18 protein-coding genes are annotated in these 24,580 nt (G+C 34.3%); 15 read left to right on the top strand and 3 right to left on the bottom strand.

Annotated features, from left to right (window positions below; translation table 11 throughout):
* Window position 1: 1 nt before the first annotated feature.
* The 5 genes from FF52_RS02835 to FF52_RS02815 all read left to right on the top strand — a co-directional run bounded on the left by FF52_RS02835 (window position 2) and on the right by FF52_RS02815 (window position 3,716).
* Entirely contained in the window at window positions 2–892 is an 891-nt protein-coding gene (locus tag FF52_RS02835) for a phosphatidate cytidylyltransferase (RefSeq protein ID WP_008462763.1), read from the top strand.
* Entirely contained in the window at window positions 882–1,535 is a 654-nt protein-coding gene (locus FF52_RS02830) for a phosphatidylserine decarboxylase family protein (RefSeq protein ID WP_008462760.1), read from the top strand. The genes FF52_RS02835 and FF52_RS02830 overlap by 11 nt, the downstream gene beginning before the upstream one ends.
* Window positions 1,536–1,805, top strand: a complete 270-nt coding sequence (locus FF52_RS02825) for an acyl-CoA-binding protein (protein WP_008462758.1) — start codon at window positions 1,536–1,538, stop codon at window positions 1,803–1,805.
* A 7-nt stretch (window positions 1,806–1,812) separates the two neighbouring features.
* Complete coding sequence (locus FF52_RS02820; protein WP_008462756.1) at window positions 1,813–2,592, top strand: superoxide dismutase; 780 nt, start codon at window positions 1,813–1,815, stop codon at window positions 2,590–2,592.
* 65 nt (window positions 2,593–2,657) lie between these two features.
* On the top strand, window positions 2,658–3,716 hold the full coding sequence (locus FF52_RS02815; RefSeq protein ID WP_008462755.1) for a glycoside hydrolase family 130 protein: 1,059 nt from the start codon (window positions 2,658–2,660) through the stop codon (window positions 3,714–3,716).
* 181 nt (window positions 3,717–3,897) lie between these two features.
* Here FF52_RS02815 and FF52_RS02810 read toward each other — a convergent pair whose 3' ends face one another.
* On the bottom strand, window positions 3,898–5,769 hold the full coding sequence (locus FF52_RS02810; protein ID WP_008462753.1) for an alpha-amylase family protein: 1,872 nt from the start codon (window positions 5,767–5,769) through the stop codon (window positions 3,898–3,900).
* 281 nt (window positions 5,770–6,050) lie between these two features.
* On the opposite strand from FF52_RS02810, the gene FF52_RS02805 reads away from it, so the two are divergent.
* The 7 genes from FF52_RS02805 (at window position 6,051) to FF52_RS02775 (ending at window position 15,400) form a co-directional block, all read left to right on the top strand.
* The gene (locus FF52_RS02805; protein WP_008462751.1) at window positions 6,051–7,727 is read left to right on the top strand and encodes an OstA-like protein; all 1,677 of its coding nucleotides are present in this window, start codon (window positions 6,051–6,053) and stop codon (window positions 7,725–7,727) included.
* 199 nt (window positions 7,728–7,926) lie between these two features.
* Window positions 7,927–9,120: an aspartate aminotransferase family protein gene (locus FF52_RS02800; protein WP_008462749.1), complete on the top strand. Its 1,194-nt coding sequence runs from the start codon at window positions 7,927–7,929 to the stop codon at window positions 9,118–9,120.
* 266 nt (window positions 9,121–9,386) lie between these two features.
* Complete coding sequence (locus FF52_RS02795; RefSeq protein WP_035690620.1) at window positions 9,387–10,781, top strand: tetratricopeptide repeat protein; 1,395 nt, start codon at window positions 9,387–9,389, stop codon at window positions 10,779–10,781.
* A 2-nt stretch (window positions 10,782–10,783) separates the two neighbouring features.
* Window positions 10,784–11,536 (top strand): shikimate dehydrogenase family protein, encoded by a 753-nt coding sequence (locus tag FF52_RS02790; RefSeq protein ID WP_008462745.1) that lies wholly within the window; start codon window positions 10,784–10,786, stop codon window positions 11,534–11,536.
* Between the two features lie 54 nt (window positions 11,537–11,590).
* Window positions 11,591–12,343 (top strand): hypothetical protein, encoded by a 753-nt coding sequence (locus FF52_RS02785; protein ID WP_008462744.1) that lies wholly within the window; start codon window positions 11,591–11,593, stop codon window positions 12,341–12,343.
* Between the two features lie 249 nt (window positions 12,344–12,592).
* A complete protein-coding gene (locus tag FF52_RS02780) occupies window positions 12,593–14,572 on the top strand; it encodes a DUF349 domain-containing protein (protein WP_008462743.1) in 1,980 nt (659 codons plus the stop codon).
* Between the two features lie 408 nt (window positions 14,573–14,980).
* On the top strand, window positions 14,981–15,400 hold the full coding sequence (locus tag FF52_RS02775; RefSeq protein WP_008462742.1) for an OsmC family protein: 420 nt from the start codon (window positions 14,981–14,983) through the stop codon (window positions 15,398–15,400).
* 58 nt (window positions 15,401–15,458) lie between these two features.
* Here FF52_RS02775 and FF52_RS02770 read toward each other — a convergent pair whose 3' ends face one another.
* Complete coding sequence (locus FF52_RS02770) at window positions 15,459–16,727, bottom strand: tetratricopeptide repeat protein (protein WP_008462741.1); 1,269 nt, start codon at window positions 16,725–16,727, stop codon at window positions 15,459–15,461.
* A 37-nt stretch (window positions 16,728–16,764) separates the two neighbouring features.
* On the bottom strand, window positions 16,765–19,407 hold the full coding sequence (gene gyrA / locus FF52_RS02765) for a DNA gyrase subunit A (RefSeq protein ID WP_008462740.1): 2,643 nt from the start codon (window positions 19,405–19,407) through the stop codon (window positions 16,765–16,767).
* A 258-nt stretch (window positions 19,408–19,665) separates the two neighbouring features.
* On the opposite strand from gyrA, the gene FF52_RS02760 reads away from it, so the two are divergent.
* The 3 genes from FF52_RS02760 to FF52_RS02745 all read left to right on the top strand — a co-directional run bounded on the left by FF52_RS02760 (window position 19,666) and on the right by FF52_RS02745 (window position 24,544).
* A complete protein-coding gene (locus FF52_RS02760) occupies window positions 19,666–22,212 on the top strand; it encodes an ATP-dependent Clp protease ATP-binding subunit (RefSeq protein ID WP_008462739.1) in 2,547 nt (848 codons plus the stop codon).
* 140 nt (window positions 22,213–22,352) lie between these two features.
* The gene (gene rimK, locus FF52_RS02755) at window positions 22,353–23,720 is read left to right on the top strand and encodes a 30S ribosomal protein S6--L-glutamate ligase (protein WP_008462738.1); all 1,368 of its coding nucleotides are present in this window, start codon (window positions 22,353–22,355) and stop codon (window positions 23,718–23,720) included.
* A 305-nt stretch (window positions 23,721–24,025) separates the two neighbouring features.
* Window positions 24,026–24,544: a DUF421 domain-containing protein gene (locus FF52_RS02745; protein ID WP_008462734.1), complete on the top strand. Its 519-nt coding sequence runs from the start codon at window positions 24,026–24,028 to the stop codon at window positions 24,542–24,544.
* The last annotated feature ends 36 nt before the right edge of the window (window positions 24,545–24,580 follow it).

Here is a 24,580-nt window from a genome sequence, read left to right as displayed (position 1 = left end):
GATGAACGAAACACTGAAGAGAACCATTTCTGGTGCTGTTTATATCGCTTTATTACTAACTTCGATATTGTTTTCTACAGAAAGCTTCATTACCCTTTTTGGTGTTTTCCTGATTATTACGATATACGAATTTTCTAATATCGTAAACCTGAATAAAATATTTTCTATTCTCTTCGGAATTTCAATTTATGCCGCAATTATCCTTGTAAGCCATTACAACAAACAGACTACTCAATTTATAAACGATACATTTAATTCTGATATCAGTTTAGACACTAATATCAAACAGCTGGATTTAATTCTTCTGGCAGTTACCATTGTCGTTTCTATAAAATGCATCATATTCTTGTTTTACGATTCTGTTCAAAAAGTAAGCACTTCGTCAAAATACTTATACCTTCTGGGATATATTACACTTCCTTTTGTATTTATTGTCAAAATCTCTTTTGGAACAAATGATTATAATCCGAAAATTATCTTAGGATTATTTGTTTTGATTTGGACGAATGACACTTTTGCTTATTTGGTCGGAAAATCAATGGGAAAACACAAATTATTTGAACGCGTTTCTCCCAAAAAAACAATTGAAGGTTTTCTTGGCGGTGTAGTTTTTGCCGCATTTGCTGGCTTTCTAATTTCTAAACTCTACATTCAGCCAAAACCTGAATTTAGCAGCAAATCGATTTTAATCTGGACCATTATAGCGTTAATTGTGAGCCTTTTTGGAACTATTGGCGACCTGATAGAATCCAAATTTAAACGAATTGCAGGTGTAAAAGACAGCGGTTCGATAATGCCTGGTCATGGAGGTATTTTAGATCGATTAGATAGTGTTATATTTGTAGCACCAATTATATTTTTATTTTATCAAATTTTATATTATGTTTCATAAAGAAGGTGGCCCGTCTATTTTATTAGGTTCTGTTTTTACAGTAGCAGTACTTTTAATTGCTGATAAATTCATTGATATTGCTTGGCTGAGAATGCTTGTTCAATTTGCAGCACTTGTAATTCTGATTATTATTTTACAATTCTTTAGAAATCCTAAAAGAATTGCAGTTAGAAACAGCGATCACATTTTAGCTCCTGTTGATGGAAAAGTGGTGGTTATCGAGGAAGTTTATGAAGGAGAATATTTTAAAGATAAACGTTTACAGGTTTCTATTTTTATGTCGCCAATCAATGTGCACGTAACGCGTTACGCTATGGATGGCATCATTAAATTTAGCAAATACCATCCTGGAAAATTCCTTGTTGCTTGGCATCCAAAAGCAAGTGAAGAAAACGAAAGAACTACTGTAGTAATCGAAAACGAAACATTTGGCGCAATTTTATACAGACAAATTGCTGGTGCTTTGGCTCGTAGAATTGTAAACTACGCTAAAGAAGGAATGCAAGTTGTTCAGGGAACTGACGCTGGTTTCATTAAATTTGGTTCAAGAGTTGATTTATTTTTACCTTTAGGTACACCAATCAATGTTGAGTTAAATCAAAAAGCAATTGGTGGAAAAACAATTATTGCTACAAAAGCATAAATGGCTGATAAAGATTTAGATATTCGCTTTAATAAAGCTGTAGAAGTCGCCATGACAATGACTCAAGCTTCGCTGCCACAAGACGTGCAGTTAAGACTTTATGCTTTTTACAAACAGGCTACTTTTGGAACAGCAGTTTACAATCAATCTCAAAATTTTGATTTACGAGATGCTTTTAAAACTAATGCCTGGATGCAGATAAGCCATATGTCTGTAGATGAAGCTAAAGAAAATTATATCGAGATTATCAATTCATTAACATCAAAATAAAAACATTATGAAGAAAAACGTTGTTCTTTTCAGCACTTTAGCTTCATTTTTACTATTATTTTCCTGTAAAGAAGATAAGCTGGTTGAAGTTGTTGAAGTTCCTCTTCCAACAAAAGAAGAAAAAATAACTATCGGTTCGCCAAATGATGTTAAAGCCGATCCTGGTTCTTTTGAAATGACAAAATTGCCATTTAATTATGATGCATTGGCACCAGACATTAGAAGCTTAACTTTAGAAACACATTATTCTAAGCATTATTTGTCGTATACAAATAATTTCAACAAAGAAATTCTTTCGACTGAGTTTGAAAATATGCCTATTGAAGACATTTTAAAAAAAATGCCTCTTACTAATTTAAAACTTCGTCAGAATGCGGGTGGATATTATAATCATACTTTGTATTTTAATATTCTCAGCCCGAAAGAACAAACTCCAAAAGATACTCTTGCAGGCTCTATAAATAAAGAATTTGGTTCTTTCAATAATCTAACAAATCAGTTTAAAGCACAGTCAGAAAAGCAGTTTGGTTCTGGATGGGTTTGGCTAGTTGTGGATAGATATGGCAAGCTACAAATTACTACCACAGACAATCAAGATAACCCATTGATGAAGAATGCTCTGATTCCAGGAACTCCGATTATGGGAATCGATCTTTGGGAACATGCTTATTATTTAGATTACCAAAACAGAAAAGGCAGTTATATTGATGCTTTTTACAATCATATCAATTGGGAAAAAGTAAACGAATATTACGTTGAAGCACTCAAGAAGGTTAAAAAAGTATAGAAAACAAGCTGATGCAATTAAGTGTCAGCTTTTTTTTATACCTTTTAGGTACTTAAACGAAGATCATGAAAGATATTGCCAATCGTTTCGCAGAAAACCCTATATTATCTCCATCAGATATGCCACCAAGCAGAGAAGGTCTTGAAATTACCTGCCTATTAAATCCTGGCGTTTTTAGGTTTCAAAATAAAATCTGGCTGGCCGTACGTGTCGCAGAAAGACCTAAACAAGCCGAAACGAGTATTTCGTTTCCAATTCTGACAGAAGCAGGAACAATTCAAATTATTGAAATCTTAAAAAATCATCCCGAACTTATTGCAACAGATGCCCGTGTAATTAACTATCAAGGAATCGATTATTTAACCACTTTATCACACATTCGCTTATTGTGCAGCGAAGACGGAAAACATTTTTATGAACCCGAAGATTACCCGCATTTGGTTGGCGAAGGAATACTGGAAACTTTCGGAATTGAAGATTGCCGCGTTTCTTTAATAGAAGATAAATATTACCTGACTTTTACTTCTGTATCTCCTAGCGGCGTGGGCGTGGGCCTACGAACCACAACCGATTGGAAAAACTTTCAAAAACACGGAATGATATTTCCTCCTCACAATAAAGACTGTGCGATTTTTGAAGAAAAAATAAACGGCTTGTTTTACGCCTTACATCGTCCAAGTAGTGTAGACATTGGCGGAAATTATATTTGGATTGCCTCTTCTCCAGATGGCGTTCATTGGGGAAATCATAAATGCATTATCAAAACTAGAAAAGAAAGTTGGGACAGTAAAAGAGTCGGCGCGGGAGCTGCCCCCATAAAAACAGAATTGGGTTGGCTAGAAATTTACCACGGAGCCAACGAATTTCATCAATATTGTCTCGGTGCTTTTTTATTGGATTTGGAAGATCCTACGAAAGTAATTTCTAGAACAGAAACCCCAATTATGTTTCCGAAAACAAATTATGAATTGAGCGGTTTTTTTGGAAATGTCGTTTTTACAAACGGCCATATCCTTGATCCGGATGGCGATACACTAACAGTCTATTATGGCGCTTCAGACGAGTTTGTATGCGGGGCGACATTTTCTATAAAAGAGATTTTTTCTTTGCTTGAGAAAGTATAAAAACAAAAAATATTCTAACACATAGAAACATAGATTTTTGTACCGAAAAAGAATGTAAAAGAAACTAGTTTCTACACATAGCCAAACTCTATGCACACTTAAACTAGTGAAACGCCTTCTTTTAAAATCTAATTATCTATGTTTCTACATGTTTAAAATCAATTCAAAAAGACTAGTTAAATTATTTCAATTCTAAAATCAGAGATTCTGATGGCTCAATTGAGATTTTAGCTTCTCCTTGCCCATTTTGCACTTTCAATACAAACGTTTTATCTTTGTACAATTGATCTTTTAAATGATATTCCCCATCTTTTAAATTCCATTTTGAAATGAGTGATGAAGGCACTTTTAAATCAAATTCGCTTCCTTTTTCAGAAGAGAAATTAGCCACTACAATCAGCTTTTGACTTTCAGACCAACGTGCGTAAGAATATAGCAAAGCATCATAATTTTCATTATTTTGACGGTTTACCGTTTGAATTTCTTCAAAATTTCCCATCAAAGCACTACTGTTAATAGTAAAATTCAATAATCGTTTGTAAAAATCACGAAGCTGTTTTTCAGATTCAGAAAGCTGACCTCCATCAAATTTACCGCCATTCATCCAGCGCTGATGGTTTGGAACTCCGATATAATCAAAAATCGATGTTCGGGAGCGTTTTCCAAAACCAGCATCTTCATTTCCTGCCTCTCCTACTTCTTGTCCAAAATAAATCATTGTTGGCGAAGTGCTTATTGTTGCCGAAACCACCATTAAAGGCTTTCCTCTTTCTGGCGTTCCAGCAAATTCTGGACTTGCCAAACGCTGTTCGTCATGATTATCTAGAAAATGAAGCATATGATGCTCAATATCAGACATCCCGTTCTGGATTTTTGTCAATTCGTCTGGAGAAGATTTTCCACGAATAATATCTTTCAGTTTATCATAAGTTTCTACTTTATCGTACAGATAATCCATTTTTCCCAAACGGATATAATTGCGATATTCATTCGGATTATAAACTTCTGCCAATAAAAATGCATTTGGATTTTTTATTTTAATGGATGAATTCATATAACTCCAGAATTCATATGGAACCATTTCGGCCATATCATAACGAAATCCGTCAACGCCTTTTGCTGTCCAGTATAATGCAATATCGCTAAATTTCTTCCAAGAATCAGGAACATCTTTATCTTGCCAAAAAGCAAAATGCTCTTGATACGATTTCTGGTCAAAACCAATAGGAAGTTCAGGAAAATCTTTGCTTCCATCTGGACGCACTCCATAATTTACTTTTACCGTTTCGTACCAGTCATTTTGATCTGGCTTAATTTTACGAGAGCCATTTCCTGTCCATTTTGCTGGATTTTCATCAAATTTCCCATCAATAAGCGGATTTTTCTCTCCGTTTAAAGGAATATCTCCATCAGGAATTTCAAAATGCTGTTGCGGAATGTAATAGAAATTATTATCTCGTTTGTATTCAACCGTAACATCATCATCTGCACCAAAATCTTTTATTCCTTCTGGATTTGATTTCCCTTCATATTTTCTCGCAATATGATTTGGGACAATATCTATAATCACTTTCAAACCTGCATTATGAGTTCGCTTAATTAAAGCCTCAAATTCTTCTAATCGTTTTGCAGGATTTACCGCCAAATCTGGATTTACATTATAATAATCTTTTACGGCATAAGGAGAACCTGCACGACCTTTTACCACTTCTGGATCATCATTTGAAATTCCGTATGCCGTATAATCACGGACCAAAGCATGATGAGGAACTCCTGTGTACCAAATATAAGTAACACCCAAATCTTTTATTTCTTGAAGCGCTTTGTCTGTAAAATCATTAAATTTTCCCACTCCATTCTCCTCAATTGTTCCCCACGGTTTGTTGGTTGTATTTTTATTTCCAAAAAGACGAGTAAAAACTTGATACACTACAACTTTTTTTTCTGTTGCAGTTGGTTCGTTTGCTGTGCTCATTTTTAAATCTTTTGTTTTACAGGCTGAAAATAGAACCGTTAATGTTATTCCGGCTGCGATTATTTTTTTACTTATCATATTTTGGGCTATTCTTAACTTATCTTATTAGTTTTGATTCAAAAAAACTTGAAACAATTTTCTAAAATAGGTCATTTTTTAAAACTCCGAAAACGATTTATCTAATTTACAATGTTTTCAGCTTAAAAAACAACTACTACAACGTGAGAGTTGGAGTTTTTGTTGAAAAATTAAATAGCACTTGAATCCTACTTTAGACTGTTAATGACTTATTATAAATTAATCCTAATATCAGCCACAGGTTCTAACCTTTTTTATAAATTTGACAAAAATTTAATCAGTTGAAGAAATCACTCTTTTTCATATTCTATTGTCTGTTTCTTAGCGTACAATTTATTTCTGCGCAGGCAAAAAAAACTGCACAAACCCCGAAAACAATCGTCATCGAGAATGCTGACTTTTCTGATGTGGATCAGGTTAATGTGCCAGATGCGCTTTTACTTACCGGAAATGTAAAAGTAAACCATGATGGTGTAGTATTGACTTGCAACAAAGCCTATTTTTTTCAAAAAGAGAATTATCTAAAAGCATTCGGAAATGTACAGTTAGTACAGGGAGATACCTTATTTCTGAATAGTAAATATGCTGAATATAGCGGTAATGCAAAAAAAGCCTTTGCTACAGGAAATGCCGTTTTAACTTCACCAGATGCTACTTTGCAAACCGACACTATTAATTTTGATAGAAATGTTCAGGAAGCATTTTACAACACCAAAGGAACCATTGTCAATAAAGACAATACTTTGGTAAGTAAATCTGGAAAGTATTTTGTGAAAGAAAAGAAATTTCAGTTTCTGACTGAAGTTACGATTACAAATCCAAAGTATGTAATAAAATCAAACCATTTGGATTATTACAGCAATTCGGGACATACCTATCTTCTTGGCCCTTCCACTATTACGAGCAAGGCTAATTATATTTATACCGAAAAAGGTTTCTATGATACCAAGAAAAACTTAGCACATTTTCTTCGAAAATCATACATAAAATACGATGACAGGCGTATAGAAGGCGATAGTTTGTTTTACAATCGAAATACCGAATTTGCTTCAGCAACACGAAATGTAAAAATTACCGACTCCATCAATAAAGGAATTGTAAAAGGCCATTATGCAGAGCTTTACAAACTGAAAGACTCGATGTTTGTTACCAAAAGAGCTGTTGCAATTAATCTTGTTGAAAATGACTCAGTTTACATTCACGGACAAAAATTAATGGTTACAGGAAAAGAAGGAGAAAGAATTTTGAGAGCATATAAAAATGTTCGCTTTTACAAAACAGATATGAGCGGTAAATGTGACTCTATACATTCTGATTCCAAAATAGCCTTAACAAAATTGATCGGAAATCCAATTCTTTGGAATGGAGAAAACCAAATTACAGGAGACGTAATGCACTTGATTGGCGATAATAAAACAAGAAAAATTGACTCTCTAAAAGTATTGAACAATACTTTCGTCTTGTCCAAGGATACACTCGGAACAGGATTCAATCAGGTCAAGGGACTCAATTTGTTTGGAAAATTCAGGGATGGAAAACTTCATGATGTTGATGTCATCAAAAACACCGAAGTAATTTATTATATGCGGAATGACACCAATGAACTGATCGGAATTAATAAAAATGTCAGTAGTAAAATCAATATGATTTTGGAAAATAATGCCATTGAAACGATTACGTTTTTCAATAAAGTCGACGGAGATATTTTCCCCGAAGATGAACTTCCTGAAAATGCTAGAAAACTGCGAGGAATGAAATGGCGTGGTGACGAAAGAATAAAATCGAAAGACGATATTTTTACCGCAGAAGAAAACGAAGAGAATGACAAATTAATTAAACAAGGAAAAGACGAAGAAGAAAAAGGCAAAAACGTTCCACTGAAAGTCAGAAAGGAAACTTTGAATTACGATAAGAAGAACCCTGCTTCTAAGACAGACACGAAAGCTAAAAATAAGTAGTTTTCAGTCTCAGTGACAGTTTACAATTCTTTGCGATTGTTTAAACCACAAAGTTAACTTAAGCGTAAAGTTAAAAACCTTAGAACCTCAGTAACTTTGCTACTTTGAACCAAAAAAGTTTTCAGTCACAGTCACAGTTTACAGTTAAAAACACAGAAGCTCAGAATCTTAGTATCTCAGCAAATTAGAAGCTAAAAAAATGAATCCAGATTTTATAAAATACCAAGCGCAAACCTCTCCTTACCCGCTCGGAATGGAAGTTTCGCATGCCATTGGCTCATACATTTACGATACAAACGATAAAAAATATTTAGATTTTGTTGCCGGAGTTTCAGCTTGTACTTTAGGACATCAGCATCCGAGAGTCAATCAAGCTATAAAAGACCAGTTGGACAAATATTCGCATGTGATGGTTTACGGAGAATATTCTCAAAGTCCAGCCGTCCAATATTGCAAAATGATGGCCTCTCTGCTTCCAGAATCTTTAAATAAAACTTATTTGGTTAATTCAGGTACTGAAGCGATCGAAGGCTCTTTAAAATTAGCCAAACGCGTTACAGGACGCAGCCAGCTTATTTCTTGCCACAACGCTTATCACGGAAACACAATGGGTTCTATGAGTGTAATGGGATTTGAAGAGCGAAAACAAGCTTTTAGACCTTTGCTTCCAGATGTTGATTTTATTATTTTCAACAACGAAGAAGATTTACAAAAAATAACTACTCGAACAGCCGCGATTCTTTTAGAAACTATTCAAGGAGGCGCAGGTTTTATTCAGCCAGAAAATAACTTTTTACAGAAAGTCCGCAAACGCTGCGATGAGGTTGGAGCATTAATGATTGTTGATGAAATCCAACCAGGTTTTGGAAGAACGGGAAAACTTTTTGGTTTTCAAAATTATGATGTTGTTCCAGACATTGTGGTTATGGGTAAAGGAATGGGCGGCGGGATGCCAGTTGGCGCTTTTACTGCTTCTGCCGAAAAAATGGATCTTTTAACCGAAAACCCAAAATTAGGACATATAACCACTTTTGGAGGCCATCCTGTCATTGCGTCAGCTTGTCTCGCTACTTTGCAAGAATTAACTGAAACAAATTTAATGGCAGAAACACTAGAGAAGGAAAAACTCTTCAGATCGCTTTTGGTACATCCTTTGATTACAGAAGTTAGAGGAAAAGGATTAATGCTTGCCGCCATGACAGAATCGGCAGACATTACAAACGAAGTCATTTTAACCTGTCAAGACAGAGGACTTATTTTATTCTGGCTTTTATTTGAAGGATGCGCCATAAGAATTACACCTCCTTTGACCATTTCTGAGGACGAAATTAGAGAAGGATGCGCGATTATTTTAGAAGTGATGGATGAAATAATGAAGAAGAACAACAACTAAATATAAAAAATTATTTTGAGCGCTGTTTTTAATAAAATAGACAGAAATTAAAGCTCAATTTCTATTTCTAAAAAGTCTTCCAATAGAAATAAAAAAATGACAAAACTGAAGCTAATCCCTTAAGAATAAAAGAGATTTCTTCCCAAAATAGAATAAAAAACGCCATATATTGTTAATTAAATTGTTCAAAACAATTAATTTCTTATCCTTACAGCGATTATATGGTTGCCTAAATTTATAACAGGCTAATTTCAAATATACGAAGTATGCAATTAAGCAACGAAGAAGAAGATTATAACCTATCCCTATCCAAATTTGAGTCGATGTTAAAAACCAACAAAGTACTCTTTTTTGATTCTGAAGAATTCGAAGAAATAATTCTTCATTATTTAGACATAGGTAAGGCTAATTTAGCAAAAAAGGCCTTGAAACTTGCATTAGACCAGCATCCAAAATCTACAGGCTTAAAATTAGTACAAGTAGAAATGCTAGTTTATGATGACAAACTCGACATTGCTGAAAAGCTTTTGAATGAGTTATACGCAATTGAACCTAACAACGAGGAAATCTATATCCAAAAAGCCAATATCTGTTCCAAAAGAGATCAGCACGAAAAAGCAGTTGAACTGTTAAAAATTGCGCTTCAATATACTGACGATTATGCTGACGTGTATAATTTGATTGGAATGGAATATCTTTTTATGGATAATCTCGAGCTTGCAAAGGACAGTTTTATCAAATGTCTTGAAGAAGACTTAGAAGATCAATCTGCTCTCTATAACGTAGTGTATTGTTTTGAATTTTTAGATCAAAACCAAGAAGCTATTGTATATCTTAACGAATATATCAACAGAAATCCGTACAGCGAAATTGCTTGGCATCAGCTTGGGCGTCTTCATTATGGCGTAAAAGAATACGAAAATGCCATTCGCGCATTTGATTATGCAACGCTGATTGATGATGAATTTTTAGGGGCTTTTATGGAAAAAGCGAAAGCTTATGAGCGCCTTAAAAAATACAATGAAGCAATTGAAAGCTATAACAGAACCATCGAATTGGACGATGCCACTTCGTATGCTCTGTTGCGAATTGGAAAATGTTACGAAAAACTTGGAAATTTAGCGAAAGCGATCCAATATTATAACCAAACTGTACACGAAGATCCGCTTTTAGACAAAGGTTGGATTGCCATAACAGATTTTCATCTTCGCCAGAAAAACTATCAAAAAGCACTATTTTTTGTGAATAAAGCTTTGGCAATCGACAATCAGAATCGTTTGTATTGGAAAAGATATGCTACGATAAACAAACAGATGAATTTCTTTGAAGAAGCCGAATTTGGTTTCAGAAAAGCAGTTGAATTTGGAGATTATGCATTAGACACTTGGTTATACTGGGTTGATATTCTTCAATTTTTAGGAGAATTTGAAACGGCTATTCAGACTTTATTGCAGGCGACAGAATATTTCCCTGAAGAGAACGAAATCGAATACCGTTTGGCTGGATTATATTTTATGATTCAAGACAACACAAAAGCCAAATTTCATTTAAGCAATGGTTTACGTCTAAACTTTGACAATTATATCTTAATAGAAGATTTGTTTCCAGTAGTTTGGACAAAAAAAACAGTAAAAAATTATATAGAAAAACATCGTAAATAAGAATGGTTGATATTTTATTAAGAAGACGTTTTGGATTATTAGGACGCAACATAAGCTACTCTTTTTCAAAAGGTTATTTTACAGAGAAATTTAATAATGAAGTTTTTGCTGGCAACAGCTATGAGAATTTTGACATTTCTGAGATTAATTACTTCACAGAATTAATTAAAAACAATCCTGATTTAAAGGGATTAAATGTTACTATTCCTTACAAAGAACAAGTTATTCCTTTCTTAGATAAACTATCAAAAAAAGCTGCTCTAATTGGCGCGGTGAATACTATTAAATTTACCAAAAGCGGTAAACTAAAAGGCTACAACACCGATTATTACGGATTCAAAAAGTCTTTAAAACCATTATTAGAGCCTCACCATAAAAAAGCTCTTATTCTAGGAACAGGTGGCGCTTCTAAAGGTGTTGCTTTTGCTTTGGACGAATTGGACATTCCGTACACTTTTGTTTCTAGAGAAGCAAAAGAAAACATTATTGATTATGATTTGATCAACGCTACTACTTTTGATAATTTTCAAATTATAATTAATTGTACCCCAGTTGGAACAAGTCCGAATGTTGAAGCTTGTCCGAATTTGCCATATGAGTTTTTTACAGAAAAACATATTGCTTACGATTTAATCTATAATCCTGCAGAAACCACTTTTCTGCGAAAAGCAAAAGAAAAAGGCGCTGTAATTAAAAATGGATACGATATGCTTATTTTTCAGGCTGAAAAAGCTTGGAAAATCTGGAACAAATAAAGGTAAAATGTTAAAGTAATTTTCGTAAATTAGTCTACTCATTTGCAGACAGTTATGAAGAAACAATTACTTTATTTTAGCATTTTTTTTCTTATTACAGTTCTTGCATCAGCCCAAGACGAAGATATAGACAGAAGCAATAGTCCGTTTGCTGAGCCTAGATATCATTACTTTCTGCAGACCATTCTATTATACAATGAATATTTAGACACTAAAAATGGTTCGTATAACACTACCAATCTGCGTGTGTTACAGCCAATTGGCAACAAAGCGTGGAATCTGAGGTTTGATTTGCCTTTAATATCGACTAACTCTAACTCTATTAATCAAACTGGGCTTGGTGACGTAAGCGCTGGGATTAGTTTTATCCCTTATTTTAAAAAGACCAGCGGAATTGGCCTTAGGACTCGTGTAATCTCAAATTCTGCTTCAGACCCAAGTTTTGGCACAGGAAAATGGGTAGTAATTCCAGCCGGTATTTTTGCAAAATACTTCAATCAAAAGAAATTCTTATGGCTTGCGACTGTTGAACATTCCCAAAGTTTTGCAGGATCAAGCAACAGAAGCGATGTCAGCGTAACCCTGTTAGAAAACAACTTATTATGGTTTTTTGGTAAAAATTGGATTGCTACAGATGTAGCTTTTAGATACAATTACGTTCTAGACGGCTTTCAAAATAATGCCTTTATGGAATTTGGCCGAAAAATCACCCCAACAAATTTAGTATATGTGCACCCTAGCGTAGCATTTGGAGGTGAAAAGTCATATAATTTTGGTATGGAAGTGGGACTGTTGGTTTTGTTTTAATGTAAAACAAACTATCGATTCAGATTCGCTTTTTACGATTAATCTATTTTTTAATTAAAAAAATCGCAAAAATATTATTTCTAACTTATCAATTAAAACAGTAAAAATTAATATATCATACTGCTAAATTGAATTAAATAATAAGAATTTCATCGCAAATTAGCGTATAAACAAAGGATTTATTTTGTATTTAGAAACACCTTTACTATCTTTCGCACTGTTTAAAATAAAAACCTTATACATTTTAAGATGTTAGAAGAAAAGAATGATAACCTGCATGAAGCAGACGGAAAAACTGGAATCGAAATAAATGATTCTGTAGCAAATGATGCAATTGAAATCTCAGATTCTGAAAGTCTGACCGAAGATTTGGTCACAGAAACTGAAAATGAATTAGCTAATCAAGGAGATGCTCATCAAGAAGCATTAGATGTCATTACCAATTCAAATGCTGCTGAAAGCGAAGACGAAACTTTGAAGGAACGTCATGACATTCCTATGCAAGATTATAACACGTTTTCGATGGATGCGCTCGTTGATGAACTTAAAAAACTGGTGAATATAGACAAAGTAATGTCTGTAAAAGATCATATAGAAGAAATCAAAAAGGCTTTCCTGTTACAATATCACCATCTTATAGAAGAGAAAAAAGAAGAATTTTTAGCTTCTAATCCAGATCCTAACGAAGAATTTGAATATCATCTTCCTTTAAAATCAAAATTTGACGAATATTATAATGTTTTTAGAGAGAAAAGAAATGCTCATTTTAAACATTTACAGACCAATTTAAAAACCAATTTAGATAATCGTCTGGCTATTGTTGAAGAATTAAAGGAATTAATTAATCCGCAGGAAAATATCAAAGACACTCTTAAACATTTTAATGAATTAAGAGAAAGATGGAAAAATGCAGGTCCTATTCCGAAAGACAAATACAACCACGTTTGGAACAATTACCATTTTCACGTTGAGAACTTCTACGATTATCTTCATTTAGACCGCGAGGCTAGAGATTTAGATTTTAAACACAACTTAGAATTAAAACAAAAAATTATAGCTCGCGTTGAAGAATTGGTAAACGATGCTGACGTTAATAAATCATTCCGCGAATTACAGGATTTACACCGAATCTGGAAAGAAGAAATCGGACCAGTTTCTAAAGAACACCGTGATGCGATTTGGAATCAGTTTAGCGAACTAACAAAAAAAATACACGATAAGAGAGAGCTTTTATTTGAAAGCCAAAGAGCAAATGAGCAAAAAAACCTTGAAGCTAAAAAAGAAATCATTGCTAAAATTGAAGCGCTCGGAAATGAAAAAGTAAATTCTCATTCGCAATGGCTTGTTCAAATTCAAAAAGTAGAAGATCTGAGAAATGAGTTTTTTGCAGCTGGAAAAGTGCCTTCTGAAGTAAATGAAGAAACTTGGGCCGCTTTTAAAACTGCAGTTAGAAATTTCAACGCTTTCAAGAATTCGTTCTACAAGGACATTAAAAAAGACCAAAACGATAACTTAAATAAAAAACTGGCTCTAGTTGCAAAAGCAAAAGAATTACAGGAAAGCACCGATTTTCAAGCTACCACTCCTGTAATGAAACAAATCCAGGAAGAATGGAAACAAATTGGTCATGTCCCTAAAAAATATTCAGATAAAATCTGGAAAGAATTCAAGGACGCCTGCAACCATTATTTCGACAAGTTAAAAGAACACAAATCTGAGGAAAATAGTGAAGAAGTTGCAGCTTTTGACAATAAAAAAGCTTATTTGGATGTATTGAGAGCTTTCCAATTGACTGGAGAACACAAAACAGACTTAGATGCTATAAAAGCGCACATCGAAACTTGGAAGGGATTCGGAAAAGTTCCTTTTTCTAGAAGACACATCGAAGGAAAATTCAATAAAATCTTGGATGCTCTTTTTGAGAAACTGAGCTTAAGCAAAAAAGAATCTGAAATGATGCGTTTTGCAAACCGTCTTGATTCTCTAACTGACAGCAATGATACGCGCAAATTAGACAATGAAAAAATCTTTATCATGCGCAAAATTGAAGAAGTGCAAAATGAAATTTTTCAATTAGAAAATAACATTCAGTTCTTTACCAATACAAAAAATGCTAAAAAAGAGAATTCAATTGTTACAGAAGTACGTAAAAATATCGCTATTCACAAAGAAAGCCTTGAAGTATGGAAGGATAAATTGAAACAATTAAGAAACTTGGGACAAGAATAAACAGTTTAAGTTCCAACTTTTATAAATTCCAAATTCCAATTAACAACGCTTAATCGGAATTTGGAATTTTATTTTTTTTATAATTTAAAAAGATACAATGACAATCATTGTGTCTTTTTTTTTTAACCACAAAGTTCACATAGCGTTGTCTTACTATGATGATGTAAACTTTGACAAAGATTACAAATCCTAGGACAAACTTAAAAACTTTGCATTCTTTGCGTATCCCGATAGCTATCGGGATTGCGCACTTTGAGGTTAAAACTCACTCCAGCCTAAAAGCCAAAACTTAACAATACAATTAAATTTCATAAAATTATTCTGCAAAATATTGATTATATTTGAGTTACCACTATTCATTAACTTCAAACGAATAACATTTAATACTAATTTTTAAATAATAAGAATATGAAATTTACAAGAAAAGCACACGCCAACTGGAAAGGAACTGGTATGGAAGGAAAAGGAACAATTAGTACGCAAAGTACAACTTTAGATAACGCACAACTGTCTTTTAAAACAAGATTTGCAGATGGTGTTGGAACAAATCCAGAAGAATTAGTTGCAGCAGCTCATTCTGGGTGTTTTACGATGCAATTAAGCTTTTTACTTAACGAAGCTGGCTTTACAGCTGATGATTTAACTACAGAAGCTACAGTAACTTTTGAAGACGGGACAATTACTTTAATCCATTTGGATTTAAAAGGTAAAGTTCCTTCCATTTCTGCTGAGCAGTTTGCTTCAACAGCAGCTAAAGCAAAAGAAATTTGTCCGATTTCAAAATTGCTAAATACAACTATCACTTTATCTGCTGAATTAATCAGCTAAAGGCATAAAAAAAACATCCGCCTCGGCGGATGTTTTTTTTATTTTCAAAAGCTAATAATTACATTTTTGCTTTTAAAGCTTTAGCTTCTGCAGTCATTTCAAGAGCGTTGTAAACTCCTAATAATGTTTTAGAAACATCTTCGTTTTTAGGATCTAATTCGTTCGCTTTTTTAAGGTATGGAATAACTCCTTTGAAAACAGCTTCTCTTTGCGCTTTTAACACATCGTAACGTTTCATGTCTTTGGCAGAAGTTCCCAATTTGTTCATCTCGTCAATGATTGGTTTTTCAGCTTCTAATTTTAAAGCAGCAAGATTTAAATAAGCATTTGTGTAATCAGGATTGATTTCAATTGCTTTTAAATAATATTTCTCAGCATCAGCATTGTTTTTAGCTCCTGCACTAATTACTCCTAAATTGAACACCAAATCAGCATTGTTAGGATCTTTTTGCAAAGCCTCACCAACTAATTTTTTGTACATATCGAAGTCCTTAGTCTCTAAGTATAAATTAGCTTCCGTTAAAATTAAAGAAGAATCCTCTGGGTTTGCTTTTCTAGCGTCAGCGATTGCTTTTTTAGCATCTTCTGTACGTCCTTTTTGAACTAAAATTAACGCCAAATTTTTGTAGATTTCACCTCTTTTAGAAGGAATAGCCTCAGTTTTAGGTTTTTCGTGAGTTCCTAATTTAATAGCTAAATCTCTTTCTTTAGCGTTAGCAAAGTTATCTTCATTACCGTTAGCTTTGTTTACAGCCAAGTATAAAGTTCCTTTTCCAGAAAAGTTTAATTTTTTCAACTCTTCATACATTGGCAAAGCAAGATCAAAATCTTGTGAGTTTACAGCTGTTGAAGCGGCATAATACAAGTTAATCGTATCTTTTTTGTCTAATTCATATGCCTGATATAATTTCTTTGCACCGTCAACATGTTTGTTTGCTTGTGTATCAGCAATTGCAGAATTAATCAACAATCCTTTAATATTAGTGATTGATGCTGCTGCTTGAGTAGAATATTTCTGTTTTCCAGAAGCTTTTTCAACATCAATTAATTTTTTGTAGCTGTCTGCTGCTGCTAATAAGTTTTTACCTTCTTCAACTTTTTTGTTTGCAAGGTCAAGAAAAGCATTTCCTTGTACGAAATAATATTGTGCTTGTTCTGTATCTTTAGCGTTTGCAATTAAGCTTTCAGCATCTTTCAATTGTGCAAGAGCACCTTGTGCATCTCCGCCTTTTAAAGCTTTTTCAGCATTCTTAATTTGATCTTTTTGAGCAAACGTAGCTACAGAGATCAGTAATGCTGATGCAAGTATTACATATTTACTTTTCATAATGATATTTGTTTGTATTTAATTTTTTGTTTTTTACTTATTCTTCAGAATCTTCATCCTCTGCCTCAGCATCGTCTTCATCTTCTACTTCTTCATCATCAGAGTCATCATCATCTTCTGCAGTTCCGTCATCTTCAAGAACTTCCATATCTGGCTTCACTCTTTCGATTGCAGTGATTACATTTCCGTCTTCATCTACTTCAACTTCTTCAGCATCGTCTTTCATCACAGTTGTAACAGCAGCAATAGAGTCTTTACCTTTAAGGTTAATTAATCTAACACCTTGAGTAGCACGTCCCATAACACGTAAATCTTCGATTGCCATTCTGATCGTTAACCCAGACTTATTGATAATCATTAAATCGTCTGCGTCTGTAACCGCGTTGATAGAAATTAGTTTACCCGTTTTTTCCGTGATGTTAAGTGTTTTAACCCCTTTACCTCCACGGTTTGTAATTCTGTACACATCTTCTCCATCGTCGTCAACCAATTTAGTACGTTTTCCGTATCCATTTTCAGTTACAACTAAGATTTGAGATGTCGAAATATCATTTTTATCAACCGTTACCATTCCGATTACTTCATCAGTTTCGTCTTTTAAAGTAATTCCACGAACTCCAGAAGCTGTTCTTCCCATCGGACGTGTTTTAGTTTCCTCAAAACGAACTAATTTACCAGATTTAACTGCTAAGATAATTTGACTTTCTCCATTTGTCAGCTGAGCTCCAATTAGCTCATCGCCTTCTTTAATTGTAATTGCAGCAACTCCATTCGCTCTTGGTTTAGAATATTTCTCTAGAGAAGTTTTCTTCACCTGTCCTTGTTTTGTTACCATTACAAGATTATGCGTATTAATATAATCTTTATCTTTTAAGTCTTGCGTACAAATGAAAGCTTTTACTTTATCATCACTTTCAATATTTACCAGGTTCTGAATTGCTCTACCTTTTGCTGTTTTGCTTCCTTCTGGAATTTCATAAACACGCATCCAGAAACATTTTCCTTTTTGCGTAAAGAACATCATATACTGATGGTTTGTCGCCACAAACATGTGCTCTAAGAAATCTTGATCTCTTGTTCCAGCGCTCTTCTGTCCAACTCCTCCTCTATTTTGTGTTTTGTACTCAGATAAGTTGGTACGCTTGATGTAACCTGCATGCGAAATAGTAATCACTACATTTTCGTCAGCAATTAAATCTTCAATACTTACATCACCTCCAGAATACTCGATTTGAGAACGACGATCGTCACCGTATTTATCGCGAATTTCTGTAAGTTCTTCTTTAATCAAGTCAATTCTTAAATTAACATCTGCTAATAAAGCTTTTAAATGCTCGATTAACTTCATTAATTCGTCAAACTCAGCTCTTAACTTATCTTGTTCCAGACCTGTTAACTGACGCAAACGCATCTCAACAATTGCACGAGCCTGAATATCTGACAATTTAAATCTTTCGATTAATTTTTCTCTTGCTTCGTCTGTGTTTTTAGACCCTCTAATTAACGCAATTACTTCGTCGATATTGTCAGAAGCAATGATTAATCCTTCTAAAATATGCGCTCTTTCTTCTGCTTTTCGTAATTCGAACTGTGTTCTTCTCACTACTACATCATGACGGTGCTCAATAAAGTAGTGAATCATATCTTTCAGATTCAGCAATTGAGGGCGTCCTTTTACTAATGCAATATTATTTACACTAAAAGAAGACTGTAACTGAGTGTATTTGTATAAAGTATTTAAAACTACGTTTGGCGTAGCATCACGTTTTAAGATATAAACGATACGCATACCACTTCTGTCCGACTCGTCACGGATATTGGCAATACCTTCGATTTTTTTCTCGTTAACTAAATCAGCCGTACGTTTGATCATTTCGGCTTTATTAACTTGGTATGGAATTTCAGTTACGATGATGCATTCTCTTCCATCAACCTCTTCAAAACCAACTTTAGCACGCATTACAATACGTCCTCTACCCGTTTTAAAAGCTTCGCGAACACCTTCGTATCCGTAAATTATACCTCCAGTTGGGAAATCTGGAGCTTTAATATGAGTCATTAACTCATCAACTTCAATATCATTATTATCAAGATACGCCAAAGTACCATTGATAACTTCAGTTAAATTGTGTGGCGGCATATTAGTCGCCATACCAACTGCAATACCTGTTGCTCCGTTTACTAATAAAGTAGGAACTCTTGTTGGCATTACTTTAGGCTCGTAAATTGTATCGTCAAAGTTCAATTGAAAATCAACTGTTTCTTTTTCGATATCGGCCATAATCTCTTCAGAAATTTTACGCATTCTGGCCTCAGTATAACGCATTGCTGCAGGACTGTCTCCATCGACAGAACCAAAGTTACCCTGTCCGTCAACTAATAAATAACGCATACTCCATTCCTGCGCCATACGCACCATTGCATCGTAAACAGAGGTATCACCGTGTGGGTGATACTTACCCAGAACCTCCCCTACAATTCTCGCAGACTTTTTGTGGGCAGATCTTGATGTTACACCTAAATCATACATTCCGTAAAGAACTCTTCGATGCACTGGTTTCAAGCCATCTCTAACATCAGGAAGTGCTCTCGATACAATTACTGACATCGAATAATCGATGTAAGCTGACTTCATTTCATCCTCTATGTTAATAGGAATTAACTTTTCTCCTTCAGACATAAGTTGTTATATTAAATAATTATATTAGTTTTCAAAGCGTGCCAAGATACGTTTTTTTGAAATTTTTTCAGCTATTTCCTTACACTTATTTCAATGATTTATTAACAACTTTATTTTGGCTTTTAGTTAATAAATTAAACGTTTTTTAACGCTTTTTTTGTCTTTTTTTTTGTCTATTAGCTGACAGGAGATGTCGATGGGTACGGTTTTTGTTTTTAAAACTGTAATTCATTAAATTTACAATACCAATTATATATTATGGATGATAATTTTTCACCAAGAGTAAAAGATGTAATTACGTACAGTAAGGAAGAGGCTCTACGTTTAGGGCACGACTTTATTGGTACAGAACATCTTATGCTAGGTATTTTGAGAGATGGTAACGGAAAAGCTATTCATATACTTAATAACCTAGCTGTCGATTTAGATCATTTACGCAGAAAAGTAGAAATACTGAGTCCTGCCAACCTGAGCGTTGAAGTAAATGCAGAAAAGAAAAACCTTCATCTTACCCGACAGGCCGAAAGAGCCCTGAAGACCACTTTTCTTGAAGCAAAAGTATTTCAAAGTTCATCAATTAGCACGGCACATTTGCTGTTATGTATCTTGAGAAACGAAAACGATCCAACAACCAAGCTGCTAAATAAACTAAAAATAGATTATGATGTGGCTAAAGAACAGTACTTAAATATGACTCCAAACGAAGAAGAATTCTTAGAAAACTTGCCAAGAAACGAATCGTACAATGACGATTCAGGACAAGATGACAGTCTAAAAGAAAGCAGCTTTAACAATCCCGCCAATAAGTCAAACAAAAAATCTAAGACTCCAGTTTTAGATAATTTTGGGAGAGATTTAACAGAAATGGCAGAAGAGGGAAAATTAGACCCTGTTGTAGGACGAGAAAAAGAAATTGAGCGTGTATCGCAAATTTTAAGCCGTAGAAAAAAGAACAATCCGCTTCTTATTGGAGAGCCGGGAGTTGGTAAATCTGCTATTGCAGAAGGACTTGCTTTACGTATCATACAAAAGAAAGTATCTCGTATTCTTTTCCACAAACGTGTTGTGACTCTTGATCTTGCAAGTTTAGTTGCTGGAACAAAATACAGAGGACAATTTGAAGAAAGAATGAAAGCCGTAATGAACGAGCTTGAGAAAAACGATGATATTATTCTTTTTATAGACGAGATCCATACTATTGTAGGAGCTGGCGGAGCAACAGGTTCACTTGACGCTTCAAACATGTTCAAACCTGCATTAGCTAGAGGTGAAATCCAATGTATTGGTGCTACCACTCTTGACGAGTACAGACAATACATTGAGAAAGATGGCGCTTTAGAAAGACGTTTCCAAAAAGTAATCGTTGAACCAACTTCTGTTGAAGAAACAATCGCTATTTTGAATAACGTAAAAGATAAATACGAAGATCACCACAATGTGATTTATACTCCAGAAGCTATTGAAGCCTGCGTTAAGCTAACAAACAGATATATGTCTGAGCGTTTCTTACCAGACAAAGCCATCGATGCAATGGACGAAGCTGGTTCACGCGTTCACATTACCAACATTGATGTTCCGAAACAGATTTTAGATTTAGAACGTCAATTGGAAGAAGTTCGCGAAATGAAAAATATGGTTGTTAAAAAACAAAAATATGAAGAAGCAGCCAAACTTCGCGATGATGAAAAACGTATCGAAAAAGATCTTGCTTTAGCACAAGAACAATGGGAAGAAGATTCTAAAAACAACAGAATTGAAGTTACAGAAGACAATGTAGCCGATGTTGTTTCTATGATGACTGGAATTCCTGTAAATAGAATTGCACAAACAGAAAGCAACAAATTGGCTCAATTGCCACAATTGATTCAGAATAAAGTAATTGGTCAAAACGAAGCCGTTCTTAAAATCGCTCGTTCTATCCAACGTAACAGAGCCGGACTTAAAGATCCTAATAAACCAATTGGTTCATTCATTTTCTTAGGTCAGACTGGTGTTGGTAAAACGCAATTGGCTAAGGTATTAGCTAAAGAATTATTCGATTCAGAAGATGCTTTGGTTCGTATCGATATGAGCGAATACATGGAAAAATTTGCGATTTCTCGTTTAGTTGGAGCGCCTCCAGGATACGTCGGGTACGAAGAAGGTGGTCAATTGACTGAGAAAGTTCGCAGAAAACCTTACTGTGTGGTTCTTTTAGATGAGATCGAAAAAGCGCATCCAGATGTATTCAATATGATGCTTCAGGTTTTAGATGACGGATATTTGACAGATAGTTTGGGTCGCAAAATTGACTTTAAAAACACTATCATTATCATGACCTCTAACGTTGGTGCCCGTCAGTTGAAAGATTTCGGACAAGGTGTTGGATTCGGAACTGCTGCAAGAACAGCTCAAGCCGATGAAAACTCAAAAAGCATTATCGAAAATGCATTGAAAAAAACTTTTGCTCCTGAATTCTTGAACAGAATTGACGATGTAATTGTATTCAACGCACTAGAAAAAGCTGATATCGATTTGATTATAGAAATCGAATTGAAAAAACTATATTCTCGTATTGCAGAGTTAGGCTACAAATTAAGCTTAACAGACAAAGCAAAAGCGTTTATTGCCGAAAAAGGTTTTGACAAACAGTTTGGAGCTAGACCGCTGAAAAGAGCAATTCAGAAATATGTTGAAGATTTGTTAGCAGAAGAAATCATCACTTCAAAAATACATTCTGGTGATGAAATCTGGATGGATCTAAAAGATGATTCACAAGAATTATCAGTTGAAATTCATAAAGCTGAAGAGCCGACGAATCAATAAATTAGTCAAAATTTATAACAGAAATAACTTACCCGTTACGTTTTCATAACATAACGGGTATTTTTTTTATTAAAAATCACTATCTTTAGTAAAAGCAAATAGCTATTTTTGAATTTAAATTCTATAATAAAAAACAAAATATGCTTCAAAACAAAGTCATTTTAGGCAGCGAAGAATGGTGCTCATTTCCAGAACTTGGAATCCCGACAATTAAGGCTCGTGTAGATTCTGGTGCCAAAACTTCGGCAATGCACGCTTTAAACATAGCGCCTTTTATAAAAAATGATGCCAATTGGGTTAAATTCGACATTAATCCGATTCAGAATAATATCAAAACCATTATTCATTGTGAAGCACCTTTGGTCGACAAGCGAATTGTAAAAAGCTCGAGCGGTTTTAGAGAACATCGTTATGTGATCCAAACCAGCTTGAAAATTGGCGATGCCAAATGGCCAATCGAAATGACTTTGACTAATCGCGATTCTATGGGTTTCAGAATGCTTTTAGGACGCGAAGCTATGAGCGGAAGGGTTTTAGTAGATCCTGAACAAAAATACCTTTTAGGACAGCCTACAGCAGAATCTTTAAAAGAATTATATCAAAACTCAGAAAAAGCAAAAACCGGTTTGCGAATTGGTCTTTTGGCCAGCAATCCAGAATTGTATAGCAATAAAAGAATTATGGAAGCCGGCGAAATGCGCGGGCATGAAATGCATTTCCTTAATATCAAGGAATGTTACATGAAATTGGATGCCAAGAAACCTGAGATTCATTACAGAGGCGGAAAAATTCTAAACGAATTTGATGCTATTATTCCCAGAATTCGTCCGAGCATTACTTTTTACGGTTGTGCTTTAACACGCCAGTTTGAAGCATTGAAAGTTTTTGTTTTAAATTCAGCAACAGCTATAACTCAATCTCGAGACAAACTATATTCTTTACAATTATTACTGAATAGCGGAATCGATATTCCAACTACTGGATTTGCCAATTCTCCGCTTGATACAGACAATTTAATTAAAATGGTTGGCGGTTCACCTTTAATTGTAAAATTATTGGAAGGAACGCAGGGAAAAGGTGTCGTTTTGGCTGAAACAAAAAAAGCTGCAGAAAGTGTTATCAATGCTTTCAAAAGTTTAAATGCCAACATTTTAGTTCAAGAGTTTATTAAAGAAGCAAACGGAAAAGACATTCGCTGTTTTGTGATTGACGGAAAAGTGGTTGCTGCGATCCAGCGTGAAGCAATGCCTGGCGAATTTAGAGCAAACATTCACCTTGGCGGAACAGCTTCTGTTATTAAAATTACTCCCGAAGAGAAAAAGATCGCGATTAAAGCGGCAAAAGCAATGGATCTAAAAGTTGCGGGTGTTGATATTATTCGTTCTTCTAAAGGTCCTTTATTGCTTGAAGTAAACTCTTCCCCTGGCCTTGAAGGAATTGAAGGCGCAACCAACAAAGATGTAGCCGGAGAAATGATCAGAGCTATTGAAAAGAATTTTAAATTATAATTAAGTTCATTTAAACTTAATATCGTATAAATAATTTAGCAGCTTTGTCAAAGTTTAGAGCCAAGGGTCTAAGAAACTTTCATAAAAAATAAATCATAAATTTGCGCATTTTTGTCATTTCGACGAAGGAGAAATCTTCGTTAGAAGCTCGACAAAGATTGGCCTTTCGATACGGAGTTACTTGTGGAGATTTCTCCTTCGTCGAAATGACAATGATTATGGTTAATTTATTTATATTAAAGTTTCTTAGCTTCTGGTTTAGAACTTTGACAAAGCTTTTTTTATTTAACTTTAAAATAAAAAACATGACTTTTCCTTATTTAGATATAATCATTCGAAGTGTTGCCGTTTATTTTTTCATGACAATTGCTTTACGAATATTTGGCAAAAAAGAACTTTCTCAATTAAACACAGCCGATGTAATTCTTATTTTATTAATCAGCAACTCTGTTCAGAACGCAATGGTTGGTCCTGATACAAGTTTAACGGGAGGATTAATCGCTGCTTTGGTTTTGTTTGTAATAAATTTTGTCATTAAAAAACTGACTCGTAAGTACAAAACTCTTAGCAATATACTATTAGACAAACCCGAAGTATTAATTCACGACGGAAAATTAGACTTTAAAGCTTTAAGCAGATTAGATATTTCTGACGAAGAACTTAAGGAAGCCATGAGAGAACACGGAATTGAATTTTTTAAAAATGTAAAATTGGCCATGCTAGAAATTGACGGAACGATCAGTATTATTTCTGAAGATCAAAACCAATTAAAACAGACGCATTACAAACGCAGACATAACCGTAAAAACCTTCAAAAGTTTTAATTTTTAAAGAATCAAAATCAACTACTCGTTACGGAT

Source organism: Flavobacterium sp. F52 (genome assembly GCF_000278705.1).
GTDB classification, from domain to species: Bacteria; Bacteroidota; Bacteroidia; order Flavobacteriales; family Flavobacteriaceae; genus Flavobacterium; species Flavobacterium anhuiense.
The sequence above is the reverse complement of the archived record's forward strand: the minus strand, read 5'-3'. Positions and strand labels throughout refer to the sequence as shown.